Raw genomic sequence first — 15,663 nt, forward strand, 5'->3', positions numbered from 1 at the left:
TTGGGGGATGTAACACACGAGCTATGCTAGCGGTGCAGTTTCAGCACCCGATCAACCGAGCCGTGCTGTAAGAGCAGTTGGCGTGCTTTGGCTTCGTCAATGCCGAGTTCGGCCATAATCATGCGGGTGCCTCGTTCAATTAGTTTTTGGTTGGTGAGTTGCATATTGACCATGCGGTTTCCTTTTACGCGTCCCAGCTTTATCATCAGCGTGGTTGTAATCATATTCAGAATCAGCTTTTGCGATGTTCCCGATTTCATGCGGGTGCTTCCCGATACAAACTCGGGCCCCACAATGGCCTCAATGGGCAGATCGGCGCTTTGGGCTAAGGGGCTTTCCGGGTTGTTGGTAATGCAGCCCGTTAGAATGCCATTTTCACTCGCTTTGGTAATGGCTCCAACCACGTAGGGGGTTCGTCCGGAGGCTGCAATCCCGATCACCGTATCCAGCTGGTTGACCTTGCAGGCTTGCAAATCCCGCCAACCCAACTCCGGGTTGTCCTCGGCCGATTCAACAGCTTTTCGTATTGCCTGATCGCCACCGGCAATTAGCCCGATAACTAAGTTGTCGTTCACGCCGTAGGTTGGCGGAATTTCCGAAGCATCCAAAATCCCGAGTCGACCGCTGGTGCCGGCACCAATATAAAACAAGCGGCCACCTTTTTTTACCCGCTCAACGATTTGTTCCACCAGCCTTTCAATTTGAGGAATTGCCCGTTGAACGGCCGGTAAAACTTTTTTGTCTTCTTCATGAATGTTTTCCAACAGCTGCCTGACTGTCATTTCTTCCAGCCTGTCGTACAGCGATTCGGACTCGGTGACGCTTTGCTTGCTCATGTTTTTCGGTAAAGAATGAATTTTGAGTTAAAAATAAGTCATCTGCACGTGTCGGCAAGTTTTTTAGGTTTGTATAAACCGCAGTTTATTCCAATTTTTAAAGATTGAAACGTAATTTGATGGGAACCTTAGCAATTGCACTGATTATTCTAACATTTTTTGCGGTATTGATGGGCGTGTCGTGGCTGAGCTCGCGCAATGCCGATGGAGAAACATTTTTTACCGGAAACCGCCGTTCGCCCTGGTATTTGGTGGCCTTCGGCATGATCGGCTCCACCATCTCGGGGGTGACCTTTATCTCGGTGCCCGGCGAAGTGGGTAACACCGCCTGGACTTATCTTCAGTTTTTGCTGGGTAATTTTATCGGATACTGGCTGATTGCCCTGGTGTTGATTCCGCTTTATTATCGCTTGCAGCTGGTTTCAATTTACAGTTATCTCGATCAGCGGTTTGGATTTCGCTCATACAAGACCGGGGCTTTTTTCTTTCTGGTTTCGCAAACCATTGGCGCATCGTTCCGCCTTTATCTGGCGGCAGGCGTTTTGCAACTGGCTTTTTTTAACGACCTGCATATTCCCTTTTGGCTGACGGTGTTGCTCACGCTGTTTCTGATTTGGCTGTATACCCATCGGGCGGGGATTAAAACCGTTGTTTGGACCGATTCGCTGCAAACGCTCTTCATCCTGGGGGCTGTTGGCCTCACCATCTGGGTCATCCTGAAACAGCTGAACCTGAATGCGGAAGAAATGGTTGCTGTTGTCGATCATCATCCGTTTAGCCGCATCTTTGACTGGGACTGGCGCTCGAAAACCAATTTCTTCAAACAGTTTTTTGCTGGCTTGGGCATTGTCATCGTTATGAATGGGCTGGATCAGAATATGATGCAGAAAAACCTGACGTGCCGAAGCCGGCGCGATGCCCAAAAAAATATCTTCTGGTTTAGCTTCGCCTTCCTTATTGCCAATATTTTCTTTTTGTCGCTCGGGGTTCTTCTGTACTATTATGCCGCTCAAAAGGGCATCGATTTACCGGCACGAACGGATGATCTTTTTCCCTTGCTGGCCATCAAATACTTTGGACCACTGGCGGGCGCTTTGTTTTTGCTCGGGATCTTATCAGCTGCCTATTCAAGTGCCGACTCGGCCTTAACAGCGCTGACGACCTCTTTTTGCATCGACTTTTTAAATCTCGATCCGGCAGCCGCAAAAAGCAAGCGAACGCGGATGTTGGTGCATGTTGGCTTTTCGCTGCTGATGTTTTTGGTGATTGTGATCTTTCGGGTGATCAACAATGAGAGTGTTGTGTCGGCGGTATTCCGGGTAGCCGGCTATACCTACGGGCCTTTGCTGGGCTTGTTTGCGTTTGGTATTCTGAGTCAACGAAAAGTGATCGATCGCTATGTGCCGGTTATTGGTTTGTTGTCGCCTGCGTTAACTTACCTCATCAATGTTAATTCCGAGCGCTGGCTGGGCGGTTATAAATTTGGATTCGAGCTGTTGTTGCTCAACGGTTTGATTATGGTTGGCGGCCTGTTTTTGTTCTCAAAGCGTTCGGGAACAACGGCTGAAGCGTAAATATGCCCTTGTGAGAACATTGGAATTACACCAATTTTCAGGTTAAGTTACACGCTGAAGCTCATCTTTGGTCATCGGGAATGCTTCATTTTCGGGAGCTGTGGTGCCTTATTTCTTTCGGGTGGTCACATAGTTGACCAATTCAATCAGGGAGGCTCTGGCGTCGGTTTCGGGGAATTCCAGAATGCGCTGAATGGCCCGGTCGCGATATACATTCATCTGTTCGGTCGCATAATCCAAGCCTCCACGGTCAACAACCAGTTTCACCAGTTCCTGCACTTTGGCGGTGTTTTTGTGCTTTTTCTTCACCTCGTTCAAGATGCGGCGACGCTCTTTTTCGTCCGAATTGCTGAGCACATACAGCAGGGGCATGGTGATTTTCTTTTCTTTGATATCGTTGCCGGTTGGCTTGCCCAGGGCACCTTTAGCCTGGTAGTCGAAAATGTCATCTTTAATTTGAAATGCGATTCCAACATCGATTCCAATCCGGAACATGCGCTCAATCACCTCGTTGTCGTCGGTAACCGATGCTGCACCAATGGCCAGACTGGTTGCAATGAGCGATGCTGTTTTCTTTTCGATGATCTCAAAATAGCTGTCGTAATCGAGATCCAGCTTCCGGCTTTTGCGCATTTGCAGAATTTCGCCTTCACTCATATCTTTTACCGAACGGCTGATCAACTTCAGAAAACGGTAATTATCGTTGTCGATGTTCAGCAATAAACCCTTGGCCAAAATGAAATCGCCAACCAAAACGGCGAGCTTGTTTTTCCACAAGGCATTGATCGAAAAGCTGCCCCGACGTTCGTACGATTCATCAACCACATCGTCGTGCACCAGGGTGGCGGTATGTAAAAGCTCGATGGACGAAGCCGCCATGTGTGTCGTCTCGTTGAATCCGCCATTCATCTTGGCTGCCAGAAAAACAAACATCGGACGCATCTGCTTGCCTTTTTTTCGCAAAATGTATTGGATGATGAGCGACAAGAGTGGAATATCACTTTTGATCGTCGATTTAAAATAATCCTCAAATTCGTCCAGTTCGTGTGTTATTGGTTTTCTGATGATATCCAATGATCCCATGTGCCTCGTTTTTCCTTCGGTCAAAAATAGCAAATTAAACGGTTTTTAGTTTGCTATGCTTTTGTTGGAGGCAATTTTATACGTATTGATCAAAAAAACTTCATTTCGACATGCCGACAGCTCATTTTCTTAAATATTCCTAAAATTCGATCTAAAAATCGTGTGGATTGCGAACGAACTCTTTTAGAAGAAATAGTATATTTATATATTTGCATTCGTCTAACGGTGATTGTTAGACATTGGATTGAAAATATATAGACATGAAAATTCAGGAATTGGATGCAGACCGTTTGGATATGGCTGCAAATATGTTGAAAGCAATGGCGCATCCGATGCGCATCGCCATTTTGAAGCATCTGGAAGCCGGCAAAAAATTGACGGTTACCGAAATTCACGAATTGCTGGGGATTGAGCAATCAACAACCTCGCATCATTTAGGAATTTTGAAGGATAAAGGCGTGCTTTGCTCTCGTCGCGAAGGGAAAAATACGTTTTACTACCTGAAGCATGACATTTTGAGTCAGGTGATTAACTGCCTGCAGCGCTGTACATGTGGTGAGTAAATCAAAAACTACAACGAATACGAAAGCTGTCGATTTAGACGGCTTTTTTTATTTATTGACGCGAAGTTTCTAATTTCGGTCTTTATTCATTCAGAAGCGATCGGTTTTCGGAAACTTCAATCTATTATTGATGTTCCTGTTTGCTGACTTCGATCAACTTTAAAAAAAATCAACGATGTCTGATAATTCATCTCCCGATAAACGTTTATTTCTGCTCGATGCTTACGCGCTTATTTATCGCTCGTATTTTGCCTTCATCCGTAGTCCGCGATTCAATTCCAAAGGACTGAATACCTCGGCCATGCTGGGTTTCACCAACACGCTGGAAATGTTGCTGAGCAAGGAAAAACCAACGCACGTGGCTGTGGTATTCGATGTGCACGCGCCGACCTTCCGCCACGAGATGTATGAGCCCTACAAAGCAACCCGTGACGAGATGCCTGAAGATCTTCGGAAATCCATCCCCTGGGTTCGTAAGATCATTGAAGCCTATAATATTCCGATTATTGAGAAGGCTGGTTTTGAGGCCGACGATGTGATTGGCACACTCGCCAAAAAGGCAGGCGAGAACGGCTACACTACTTACATGATGACGCCCGATAAGGATTATGCGCAGTTGGTGACTCAGAATACCTTTATGTACAAACCGGGTCGTGGTGGCAACGATGTTGAAATCTGGGGTGTTGACGAGGTGAAGCAAAACTTTGAAGTGGAACGTCCCGAGCAGGTCATCGACATTCTGGGGCTGATGGGAGATACGGCCGACAACATTCCGGGCTGTCCGGGCATTGGCCCGAAAACAGCTATGAAACTGATCGGTAAATATGGCTCAATCGATAACATGTATGCCAATATTAACGATCTGAAAGGCAAGCAAAAGGAAAAGTTGCAGGAAAATGAGGAGCAGGTTCGCCTTTCGCGTCAGTTGGTGGTCATTATTCAGGATGTGCCTGTTGCCTTTGATGAGGAAAGTCTGACCATGGCTGATCCGGATTGGGCAAAGTTGAAGGAAATTTTTACGGAGTTGGAATTCCGCTCAATGGTGCAAAAAATAGAGAGCCTGAAGCCAGCCCAACCCGCCTTTGCACAGGGAACTTTATTTGGTGCTCCCGAAGCGCCGGCCGCAGCGAATGCTGTTGTTGAGACGAACTTTGCGACCATTAGTGATACGCCGCACGATTACTATCTGGTTGAAAATGCCATGCAGCGTGCCAGCCTGAAAGCCGAACTTTCGGTGCAGGATGAATTTTGCTTCGACACGGAGACAACCGGCTTGGACACCAGAAACGCCGAACTGGTGTGTTTGTCGTTTGCTTTCCGCAAAGGCGAAGCGTTTTGTGTGACTTTGCCGGAAGATCGGGCAGAGGCAACGAAGGTGCTCGAAGAGTTCCGCTTGATTTTTGAAGATGAAAATATTCGCAAAATCGGGCAGAACCTCAAGTATGATATTTCCATGCTGAAGCAATATGGGATGGATGTAAAAGGGCCGTTGTACGATACCATGATTGCTCATTACCTCATTCAACCCGAGTTGAAGCATAACCTGGATTATTTGTGCGAAACTTACCTGAACTACCGGAAGGTTGAAACACAGGAGTTGATTGGCAAGAAAGGGAAAAACCAGAAAACCATGCGCGATGTGCCGGTGGATCAGCTGCGCGACTATGCCTGCGAGGATGCCGACCTCACCCTTCAACTGAAACAGACGATTGATGGTAAGCTGGATGAAACAGGTGTTCGTTCGGTTTTCGAGGAAATTGAAATGCCGCTGATTGCTGTGCTCGCCGATATGGAAATGGCCGGCGTAACGCTGAACACCAAAGCGCTGGATGACTACGCCGGGGTGTTGCGTAAACAGATTGTCGATCTGGAAGCGGAGGTGAAAGAGCTGGCCGGCGAGGATTTCAACCTGTCATCGCCCAAGCAGTTGGGGCCGATTTTGTTCGAAAAGTTGAAAATTGATACGAATGCCAAAAGGACGAAAACCAAGCAATATTCGACTTCGGAGGAAGTGCTGATCAAGTTAGTGGACAAGCACCCAATCGTGTCCAAAATCCTCGATTTTCGGGGGTTGAAAAAGTTGTTGTCAACCTATGTTGAGGCTCTGCCCCAACTGGTTGATGCCAAGACCGGAAAGATCCATACGACCTTCAACCAAACGATTGCTGCTACCGGCCGTTTGAGCTCGACAAACCCGAACCTTCAGAATATCCCGATCCGCGATGAGAACGGCCGCGAAATCCGCCGGGCGTTTACTGCTTCGGATGACGAGCATCTGTTCCTGTCGGCCGACTACTCGCAAATCGAGTTGCGTATCATGGCAGCCTTGAGTAAGGACGAGCATCTGCTGGAGGCTTTCCGCAACGGACAGGATATTCACGCCGCCACGGCCGCCAAAATTTATAAAGTGCCTTTGGAAGAGGTGACGTCGGACATGCGGCGAAAAGCAAAAACAGCCAACTTCGGGATCATTTACGGAATTTCTGCTTTCGGTTTGTCGGAGCGACTGAACATTTCCCGCTCGGAAGCCAAAGGATTGATCGACGGCTATTTCGAGAACTTTTCGCGGGTGAAGGAATACATGGATGAGTGTATTCAACTGGCACGCGAAAAAGGTTATGTGGAGACCATTAAAGGGCGTCGCCGTTACCTGAACGATATCAACTCGGCCAATGCGGTGGTGCGTGGCGTGGCTGAGCGAAACGCCATCAACGCGCCTATCCAGGGATCGGCTGCCGACATCATTAAGCTCGCCATGATCAACATCTGGAACGAGTTGAAAAAGCAAAAGCTGGAGGCCAAAATGTTGCTGCAGGTGCACGATGAATTGAACTTCGATGTTCCGAAAAGTGAGTTGGAACAAGTGAAGCAAATCGTAAAGGAGCAAATGGAAAAGGCCGTTGATGTTGGTTTGCCACTCGAAGTTGAAATGAATGCCGCACAAAACTGGCTGGAAGCACATTGATGGAGAACACAATTGAGGGTTTGACTTTGGAGTCAACCCCTCAATTTTTTTCACCCAAGAAAAAAGCAGAACCCAAATCTGGATCCTGCTTTTCAGAATAAAACAACAAACCGGTGATCTACTTCACCCCCGACTTCTTCAAAATATACTCCAGCGGGCAAAATTTAGTGAATGCCGATTGCAACAGGTTTAACCCCACAAAACCTGTAAAAAACAACCAGTTGATATTCACATAAACCGCCAGTAAAATGCTGACCAGCACAAATGTGCCTGCCACAGCGCGAATAATTCTTTCAATCATATTTTTCTTTTTTGATGTATAAATTTCTTCAATCGATTTCCCGGGTTTTGAATGACCAGGAGTCGTGAGACATGAGTAATTCGTTTCTTTCTCACGACTCGTTACTCACATCTCACAACGTAAATTTTGTTTATACTGATTTTTCGACCCCAACGATGTAGGCATTCATCGGGCTCATGCCTTGGATCGTATTGTTGAAATCATCCACACGTTTCAGCAATTCTTCTGCTTTGTCGGCAGCCAGGAAGCTAAACGAAACCATGTAGTTGTATGGATTTTTGGTCGATCCAAACCAGTTCGAGTAATCAGATGTGCCATCAGCGTTTTTCATAAAGCCTTCAACATCCATCTCGCTGTAAGCATTGATGTGGATGGACTTGAAGATCTGCTTGAGCTCATCCTGGTAAGCCTTCACACATTGGATAATGACAAACTTCATCATAATTCTTCGGTTTTTTCAGGTTGAATGATGTCTTCCGTTTCCGGGTATTTTTTCTTTTCAGTCATGTAGTAGATCAAGGGCACAATGACCAGCGTCAGGAAGGTTGAAGCGATACTACCGCCCATCAGCGAGATGGCCAATCCCTGGAAGATCGGGTCGAAAAGGATGACCACGGCACCGATGACCACTGTTCCCGCAGTCAGCAGGATTGGCGTTGTACGCACAGCCCCGGCTTCAATTACAGCGTCCTTCAATGGCGTGCCATCGGCCAGCCGGAGGTTGATAAAGTCGATCAGCAAGATGGCATTTCGGACCATGATCCCCGCCAGCGCGATCAACCCGATCATGGATGTGGCGGTGAAGAAGGCACCCATCAGCCAGTGCCCGATGAGGATACCAACCAGCGACAGCGGGATGGAAATCATCATCACAAACGGCACTTTGAAGTTCTGGAACCAACCGATGATCAGCATGTAGATGACCAGCAGCACAACAGCGAAAGCGGTACCGAGGTCGCGGAATACTTCGTAGGTGATCTGCCACTCGCCGTCCCATTTCACACTGTAGTTATCTTGCGTGAAAGGTTGTTCGGTGTACTCTTCGCTCAGTGAATAACCTTCCGGCAGTTGGATGCCCTTCAGTTTTTCCGACATGTCGAGAATGGCATACACCGGGCTTTCCAGGTTTCCGGCAACATCGGCCGTAACGTAAACCACACGACGTTGATTTTTCCGGTAGATGCTTTTGTCCTGAATGCCTTTGTCAACTTCAACAACATCGCCCAGAGCCACCATTTGACCGGTTTTGCTTAGGATGTTGATGTTCTTCAGTTCATTCAGTCCCGAGCGGTCTTTCTCGCCCAGGCGAAGTTTAATGCCCGTTTGTTCGTATTCTTTTTCCTGGTACAGTTGCGATACTTCCTGTCCGCCCAGAGCCATGGCCAAACTTTGAGTGACCTGTTGTGTGGTCAGTCCCAGCAAGGCGGCTTTTTCCTTCAGTACATTGAATTTGTATTCAATCTGGTCGTCTTCCGGGTACCAGTCAATGTCTACCACGTCAGCTGTTTCCGAGAAGATCTTTTTCACATCGTGGGCGATCTTCGTCTGCGTATCCAAGTCCGGTCCGTAAACTTCGGCCACCAGTGTTGACAAGACCGGCGGGCCCGGAGGAACTTCCACAACTTTCACATTGGCCTTGTATTTTTTCCCGATTGCCTGTAATCCGGGGCGAAGGGCTTTGGCAATGTCGTGCGACTGTTCCTTGCGATCGCCTTTGTCGGTCAGGTTCACCTGGATGTCGGCAAGATTGGCTCCCTGGCGCAGGTCGTAATGACGTACCAAACCATTGAAGTTCATCGGCGAAGCCGTTCCAACGTAAGTCTGGTAATTCAGCACGTTGTCCTGCAAGGCGATGTAAGCAGCCAGCTCTTTGGTAACAGCGGCTGTGCGTTCTAGTGTCGTACCTTCGGGCATATCAACCACCACCTGGAATTCGTTTTTATTATCGAACGGCAACATTTTCACAGCCACCATTTTGAAATAAATCAAAGTCATGGAAGCCAGCAACAAAACGGTTACGCCAATAATGAATCCCCAGCGCTTGAACGGCGATTCCAGCATCGGGCTGATGGTCTTCTTGTACAGTTTGTAGATCATCGAATCTTCCATGCGGAACTCCTTCTCTTCACCTTTGTCGTGTTTCAACAGGCGGTAAGCCAGGTACGGTGTGATGGTCAAAGCCACCAGCAGGGAGAAGATCATGGCGATAGAGGCACCGATTGGCATTGGGCTCATGTAGGGGCCCATCAAACCACTTACGAAGACCATTGGCAGCACGGCTGCAATTACGGTGAAGGTGGCCAGAATGGTTGGGTTCCCCACCTCGTCGATGGAGCGCAGGGCTGCCTGGATGAAGGGCAGCTTCTTCATTTTGAAGTGCCTGTGCATGTTCTCGGCAATGATGATGGAGTCGTCGACCACGATACCGGTCACGAAAACCAACGCGAACAGGGTAATCCGGTTCAGGGTGTAATCGAGGAAATAGTAGCTGAACATGGTCAGGGCGAAGGTGATAGGAACCGAGAGGAACACCACCAGGCCACCGCGCCATCCCATGGCCAGCATTACCACAAAGGTCACCGAAATGATGGCACCGGCTAAGTGCATCAACAGTTCGGATACTTTGTGCGAAGCTGTTTCCCCGTAGTTGCGGGTCACGGTTACGTTGACGTCTTCAGGTATGAGGTCTTTTTTCAGGATATCTAATTTTTGCAGAATCTCGTCGGATACACGCATGGCATCGGCGCCGCGGCGTTTCGCGATGGAGATGGTCACGGCAGGGTACTCACCCGGATAGTCCGATTTATTTTCGTCGATATGCGCGTAACCAAACTCGACGTATTGCACCGGCTCTTGCGGTCCATCGATGATATCGGCCACTTGTTTCAGGTAAACCGGGTGATCGTTGTAAACACCGACAACCAGGTTCTCCACGTCGTCCGACGATTTCAGGAACTCGCCGGCTTCAACCAGGTATTCCGTATCGTTTTTGCTGAATGAACCGGCCTGGAATTGACCGTTAGCCAGCTGAATTTGCTGGGCAATCATCAAGGCATCAACATGAGCAGCGGCCATTTTTTCGTTGTTCAATACCACGCGAATTTCGCGGGAACGGCCACCGATCACTTTGGTCTCCGAGACGTCGGTTACCTGCTCAATCTCGTTGTTCAGTTCCTGCGCCATGCGCTTCAGTTGATAGTCGTCGTAGTTTTCGCTCCACAAGGTCAACCCCAGTACGGGAACGTCATCGATGGAACGCGTTTTTACGAGTGGTAGTGAAGTTCCGGCGGGCATTTGGTCCATGTGCTTCATGATCTCGTTGTACATTTTCACCAGCGAGCGTTCAATATCTTCGCCTACATAGAATTGTACAATCAACATGGCCTGGCCCGGCATCGAGGTTGAATACACGTATTCAACACCCGGAATATTGGCAACAACTTTCTCCAGCGGCTGCATCACACGCGACTCAATTTCCTTGGGGCTTGCACCCGGATAGCGGAAAAAGATGTCGGCAATTGGTACGTCAATCTGAGGTTCTTCCTCCCTCGGAGTAAGGTACGAGCTGTACATCCCGATGATCAGAAAAGCGACCATCAAGAGGGGCGTCAGCTTCGAGTTTATAAATAGTTTGGCGATTCCGCCTGCAAATCCTGTCTTCATACTGTTCTGCTTATTTGTTTACAACCAGTGCTCCGTCGAACAATTTTCCTTCGCTCGACAAAATGTATTTCTCACCATCGCTTAATCCCGAAAGGATTTCAATAGAATCGCCGTAGCTTTTACCCGTGCGGACCCAGCGCAGCAGCGATGTTCCGGCCTGGCTCACGGTGTATAAGCCAACCAGCTGACCGCGGGTTACCAAACTGCTTTGGGGGATTAAAATCATTGGTTGGGTGCCTTCTTCGTAGTTCACCGTTGCAAACATGCCACTGTATAGTTGTTTGGCGTCGGCGCCGGATGTGTTTAGCAGAACTTTGGCTTCGAACTGGCTGCCGGTGTTGGTCGACGACGGGTTGATTTCAGAAACGGTACCACCAATTTCCAATCCAGGAACAGAGGTGAATTGCACGTTGACGGGTGAATTCAGTTCCAGGCGAGAAATGTCGCTTTCCGGAATGCGGGCGTAAACTTTCCATTGGCTTGGACTTTCTATGCTTAGCAAGGGCATACCCGGGTTGGCCATATCGCCTTCCTGCACAAACTTACCGGTGATGACACCGCTGTACGGAGCGCGAATGGCCGTGTAACGCAGCGATTCTTCTACTTCCTGTTCCATTTGGTTAACCGCATCCAGGCGCGCTTTCGACATTTGGTAGCGGGTACGCATGTCGTCCATTTCTTTGTCCGAAGCGCTTTTGTTTTTGTAGAGCGCTTCGTAACGTTTCAGATCTTTCTCGGCGCTTTCGTAAGCGGTGCTTGCTTCCACTTTGCTGGCTTCAACCTGTGCTTTTTTAGCCAAAATATCCTGGTTGCGAATTTGAATCAGCAGGTCACCCGCATTCACTTTTTGACCGGGTTTTACATAAACCTTTTGCACTTGCCCCATCACACGGGTGCTGAGGTTCGATTGTTTGTCGGCCTGCAGCTTTCCGGAGAAACTGTATTGTACCGGGTAGTTGGTCTCCTGGGCCGTTGCTACTTTGGCGGTGATGCTGTGTTCAGGGGTTCTTTCTTGCTTGTCCTTGCTTCCGCAAGAAGTCAGCGACAGCGTTGCTGTTGTTACAGCAAGCAGCATAAGTTTGGTTTTATTCATACGAGTTTTCATTGTTATCGTGGCGTTATTCGTTAATATCTTTTTCGAGTAATAATTCAAGTTGAAAGACGGCTTCCTTGTAGTTGTAAATGGCCTGGATGAATTCGAGGTTTTTTTGTGATGACAGCGCTTCGGCCATCAGTAGTTCGGTTGTTTTTTCCAGGCCTTGTGCAAAGCGGTCGTTGCGAATGCGGAACGATTCAGCAGCTTGCTCCCTGGCCAATTTGCCCGATTGCACCTGTTGGTATTTCAGTTCCACATTTCGTTTGGCCTGGTTCAATTGAATTTGGCTTTGCGACAGATAGTCTTCGTAATTGTACTGTGCTTCCTGTAATTGCGCTTTGGCATGCTGCGCGCTGCCCACGTTTTTGTAGCCACCAAACAGGTTCCAGCTCAGGCTTGCTCCAACCAGGTAGTTGTTGGCCGAAGTTCCCAGCAATTTACTGTCGTTCCACTCGTAGGCTCCAAAAGCGTTGAGGCGGGGTACAAACTTCATCTTTTCAGATTTCAGCATGTTCTCGGCTCCCTGAATTTGCTTTTGGATGGCCTGAACATCGGAGCGGCTTTCGATGGTTGTTTCCGATGCTTGCCAGACCGCCAGTGTCGGCGATTGGATCATCGGGTCGGTTGTTTCAATAGGCGTATTTAAATCAACACCCAGTAAATGGGCAAGGAATTCGTTGGCCGATTGCATGTTGTTTTGGGCTTCCAACAACTGGTTTTTGCGCTCGTCAACCCGAACCATGGCCTCCAAAACGTCGGCATGTTTGACAAAGCCCTGGGCTTCGTTGTCTTTGGTGAGTTTCAGGGCATCCTCGGCAACCTTTACCGAAGTTTCCAATACGCCAACGGCGTTTTGAGCAAGTTCCAGCATAAAATAGGCCTTCTTCACCTGGTAGCGAATATTAGCTTTTACGCGCTGGGTTTGCAGGCTCATGGCCTCGTACTGGTTTTTGGCAGCCTTGCGGGCATAAATACCATCGAGGTTGAGAAGCGGTTGCTGCACTTCCAGCTTGGTGTTGAAGTTGTCAATCCGGCCCGGATCATTCAAAGTCGCCGGGTCGAAATCGGCTTGAGTGACAATTTCCTGTTTCAGTTTAAAACCGAAAGACGAAAGCGGATCGTTGGTGGCGACACCGGTGGTGCTCACCGTTAGTCCGGGCAGAAAGACGGAATTGGTCATTCGGTACTGACCGCGGGCTGCCAACTCACGTGCTTCGGCACTTTTGCTTGCCAGGTTGTTCTCCTCGGCCAATTGAAGAGCTTCCTGTAAGCTCAATTGCCGTTTGCTTTGGCTACTGGCTAAAATGGGTAAAGCCAGCATCGCTAAAAGGAGTAAGAGGTGATCAATTTTACGCATATCTGATTTTGTGTTTTAAATTCCTGCGACAAATATATTGAAATATGCAGAAATCTATATGTGTGGATGTGATTGGTTTTTTCTATTGCAGAATCGATTTTTTTGATCAATATACTAAGAATTTGATTTTAAGTCAAGTAGTGAGCGTGGGATGGATGTGAATAGGAGTTGTATTTCGGTGTGGTAAATGTAAAGGGCAGGAATGAAGCGAGTTAAAGTTCAATAAAGGCGAAAGGTCTCAGGGTAACTGGCTTTGAATTTTGTCAGCGAAGAAGCTTTTTTTACGATCTTAAATGCTTTATGTGGGTTGGAAAATGAATTTGCAAAGTAGGACCAAAAGGACTTCATCTTCATTAAAACCTGACCATTGTCGGAGAAATGTCGTTGGTATTCTTCGAACACCAGCTCATGGAATGTTCTTTTCATTTCCGTTTGGGTGGTAGGATCCGGTAGTTGTTTGTTAATTCGTGCAATCAGAAAGGGGTCGGACAGAATTCCCCGGCCAATCATCCATTCGTGTTGTGTCGGCACCAGTTGTTGTAGTTGGGCGATGTCGGAAGCAGTGCTGATGTCGCCGTTATAGACGACAGGCTGGCCGAAGGCTTCAACGAAACGGGCATACAGATCGCGGTTTGCCTGGCCTTTATAAAGCTGCTTGGCGGTTCGGGGATGGAAGATGTGTTGGCTGAACGGATAGGCCCGGAGCAAGGGAATCAGCTTGAAAATCGGCTCTTCATCCGTGATTCCCGCCCGGAATTTGACCGATACTTCGAAGTTGAATTTCGAAAACAACAGATCGAACATCTGTTGCAGCTCGTCCGGTTTTTCGAGTAAAGCCGATCCGCGGCCGCGGTTGGTAGCCATGGGGTAGGGGCAGCCCATATTCAGGTTTAATTTTGAGTAGCCAAAGTCGCGGATGATTGGCGCCAGTTCACGCAGTTCGCTTAGGTTGGAGCATAATACCTGCGGAACGACCGGTACTTCCTGGTTGTTTTCCGGTAGCAGGTCGCGTAGCTGACTGTTTCGAATTTTGGCTCCGGGGCCCAGGCTGATGTATGGAATGTAGTAAGCATTGATGTTTCCAAATAGTTGATGGTAGCACTTGCGGTACACAAAATCGGTGAATCCCTGGAGTGGCGCTAAATGGAAAATAGGCGGTTTGTCCATGTTGAAAAAAATAATTTTTGCACAAAGGTACAGTTTCAAACGATTTGAGTCTCGAAATCATTAATTTTGCAGAAAAATCAAACACGGTGCTGGCCATGACAGAAATATTACAGCCTGATGATAGTTTGAAAACCTCACTTTCAACCCCTGCTTTCAAGGTTCTCTCGAACCCTACGGGGAAGATTGACTCTGCACCGCTGTCGTCTTCGGGGCAGGCAGCAGCCTCTGTCGTCAGCTCCGCGAGCACTGGCCAGCAGCACCTGCAAACGCATAATACGTCAAAAAGTGAGCAGCTCCGGAGTGGGGCGATTAGCCTAATTCCGATGCGCCATCCCCTGGAATCGCTGCGGGTTGAGACTGTTGCGGAACCGGCAATAATCGGTTTGGCACTTCCCGAGCATAAGCTCCCCGGGCGTTCAGCCGACTGGACGATCGGTGTTTTGATTGCGGCATTGGTGTTGTTTACATCCGTTCGGCTGTTTTTTGGGAAATATCTCAAGCAAATGTTTCACGCTGCGGTGAACTACGCAACGGCTTCGCGCCTGTATCGGGAGCGGTCGGTCAGTTTAACGCATGCCGCATTCCGCCTTGATCTGCTGTTTGCGCTGATTCTGAGTTTGTTCCTGTTTCAGATTTTCGGGAGCCAGCTAAGCCTCGGATTAAGCAGCAGCATCCTGAAATATCTGGTGATTTTTGGAGGCGTTGTTGTTTATTTCGGCTTCAAGCAGGTTGTTTATTCCGCCCAGGGAAAGCTTACGGAAACCAACGCTGAAACACAAGAAGTTCTGTATAATATGAATCTATATAACCGGATTTTAGGCTTAGGCCTGGTGCCGGTGACACTGATATTGGCCTTTTCGAGGTTGCAAAACCCTGAAATTATTGTTGGAATAGGAGGCATTATGGCGCTTGTATGCTATATTTTGCTGGTATTACGAGGGCTTAAAATTTTACTAAGGAAAGATTTTCCGTTATTTTATTTGATTTTGTACCTTTGTACCCTTGAAATTTTACCACTATTCTTCATCTACAAATTGGTGTTAGTTTAAGCTGGTGTG

The 15,663-nt window shown here is 48.1% G+C and carries 12 protein-coding genes; 4 read left to right on the forward strand and 8 right to left on the reverse strand.

Translation table 11 applies throughout. The annotated features are described in order from the left end of the window. Positions 1–26: 26 nt before the first annotated feature. Positions 27–836 carry an N-acetylmuramic acid 6-phosphate etherase gene (gene murQ / locus C8N47_RS07300; RefSeq protein WP_107821889.1) on the reverse strand — a complete coding sequence of 270 codons (810 nt, stop codon included), beginning with the start codon at positions 834–836 and terminating at the stop codon, positions 27–29. A gap of 119 nt (positions 837–955) precedes the next feature. On the opposite strand from murQ, the gene C8N47_RS07305 reads away from it, so the two are divergent. Next, entirely contained in the window at positions 956–2,410 is a 1,455-nt protein-coding gene (locus C8N47_RS07305) for a sodium:solute symporter (protein ID WP_107821890.1), read from the forward strand. 108 nt (positions 2,411–2,518) lie between these two features. Here C8N47_RS07305 and C8N47_RS07310 read toward each other — a convergent pair whose 3' ends face one another. Continuing rightward, positions 2,519–3,493 (reverse strand): polyprenyl synthetase family protein, encoded by a 975-nt coding sequence (locus tag C8N47_RS07310; RefSeq protein WP_107821891.1) that lies wholly within the window; start codon positions 3,491–3,493, stop codon positions 2,519–2,521. Positions 3,494–3,753: 260 nt separating this feature from the next. Between C8N47_RS07310 and C8N47_RS07315 the strand changes: the two genes are divergently transcribed. Together C8N47_RS07315 and polA are read left to right on the forward strand one after the other, a co-directional pair. After that, positions 3,754–4,056 (forward strand): ArsR/SmtB family transcription factor, encoded by a 303-nt coding sequence (locus C8N47_RS07315; RefSeq protein ID WP_107821892.1) that lies wholly within the window; start codon positions 3,754–3,756, stop codon positions 4,054–4,056. Positions 4,057–4,231: 175 nt separating this feature from the next. Then, positions 4,232–7,021: a DNA polymerase I gene (gene polA, locus C8N47_RS07320; protein WP_107821893.1), complete on the forward strand. Its 2,790-nt coding sequence runs from the start codon at positions 4,232–4,234 to the stop codon at positions 7,019–7,021. Between the two features lie 118 nt (positions 7,022–7,139). Here the strand turns inward: polA and C8N47_RS07325 are convergent, their stop codons facing one another. From C8N47_RS07325 to C8N47_RS07350, 6 genes are all read right to left on the reverse strand, one after another. Continuing rightward, the gene (locus tag C8N47_RS07325; RefSeq protein ID WP_107821894.1) at positions 7,140–7,322 is read right to left on the reverse strand and encodes a YgaP family membrane protein; all 183 of its coding nucleotides are present in this window, start codon (positions 7,320–7,322) and stop codon (positions 7,140–7,142) included. Between the two features lie 130 nt (positions 7,323–7,452). Then, the gene (locus C8N47_RS07330; RefSeq protein ID WP_146161458.1) at positions 7,453–7,764 is read right to left on the reverse strand and encodes a hypothetical protein; all 312 of its coding nucleotides are present in this window, start codon (positions 7,762–7,764) and stop codon (positions 7,453–7,455) included. Next, positions 7,761–10,985 carry an efflux RND transporter permease subunit gene (locus C8N47_RS07335; RefSeq protein ID WP_107821896.1) on the reverse strand — a complete coding sequence of 1,075 codons (3,225 nt, stop codon included), beginning with the start codon at positions 10,983–10,985 and terminating at the stop codon, positions 7,761–7,763. Before C8N47_RS07335 ends, C8N47_RS07330 begins: the two co-directional genes overlap by 4 nt. Before the next feature lie 10 nt (positions 10,986–10,995). Beyond that, a complete protein-coding gene (locus C8N47_RS07340) occupies positions 10,996–12,078 on the reverse strand; it encodes an efflux RND transporter periplasmic adaptor subunit (protein WP_170111327.1) in 1,083 nt (360 codons plus the stop codon). A 25-nt stretch (positions 12,079–12,103) separates the two neighbouring features. After that, complete coding sequence (locus C8N47_RS07345) at positions 12,104–13,438, reverse strand: TolC family protein (RefSeq protein WP_107821898.1); 1,335 nt, start codon at positions 13,436–13,438, stop codon at positions 12,104–12,106. 219 nt (positions 13,439–13,657) lie between these two features. After that, on the reverse strand, positions 13,658–14,605 hold the full coding sequence (locus C8N47_RS07350; protein ID WP_146161459.1) for a tRNA dihydrouridine synthase: 948 nt from the start codon (positions 14,603–14,605) through the stop codon (positions 13,658–13,660). 95 nt (positions 14,606–14,700) lie between these two features. Here C8N47_RS07350 and C8N47_RS07355 point away from each other — a divergent pair, with 95 nt between their 5' ends. After that, complete coding sequence (locus C8N47_RS07355; protein WP_146161460.1) at positions 14,701–15,654, forward strand: DUF4271 domain-containing protein; 954 nt, start codon at positions 14,701–14,703, stop codon at positions 15,652–15,654. The last annotated feature ends 9 nt before the right edge of the window (positions 15,655–15,663 follow it).

The organism is Mangrovibacterium marinum (genome assembly GCF_003046625.1).
Classification (GTDB): domain Bacteria; phylum Bacteroidota; class Bacteroidia; order Bacteroidales; family Prolixibacteraceae; genus Mangrovibacterium; species Mangrovibacterium marinum.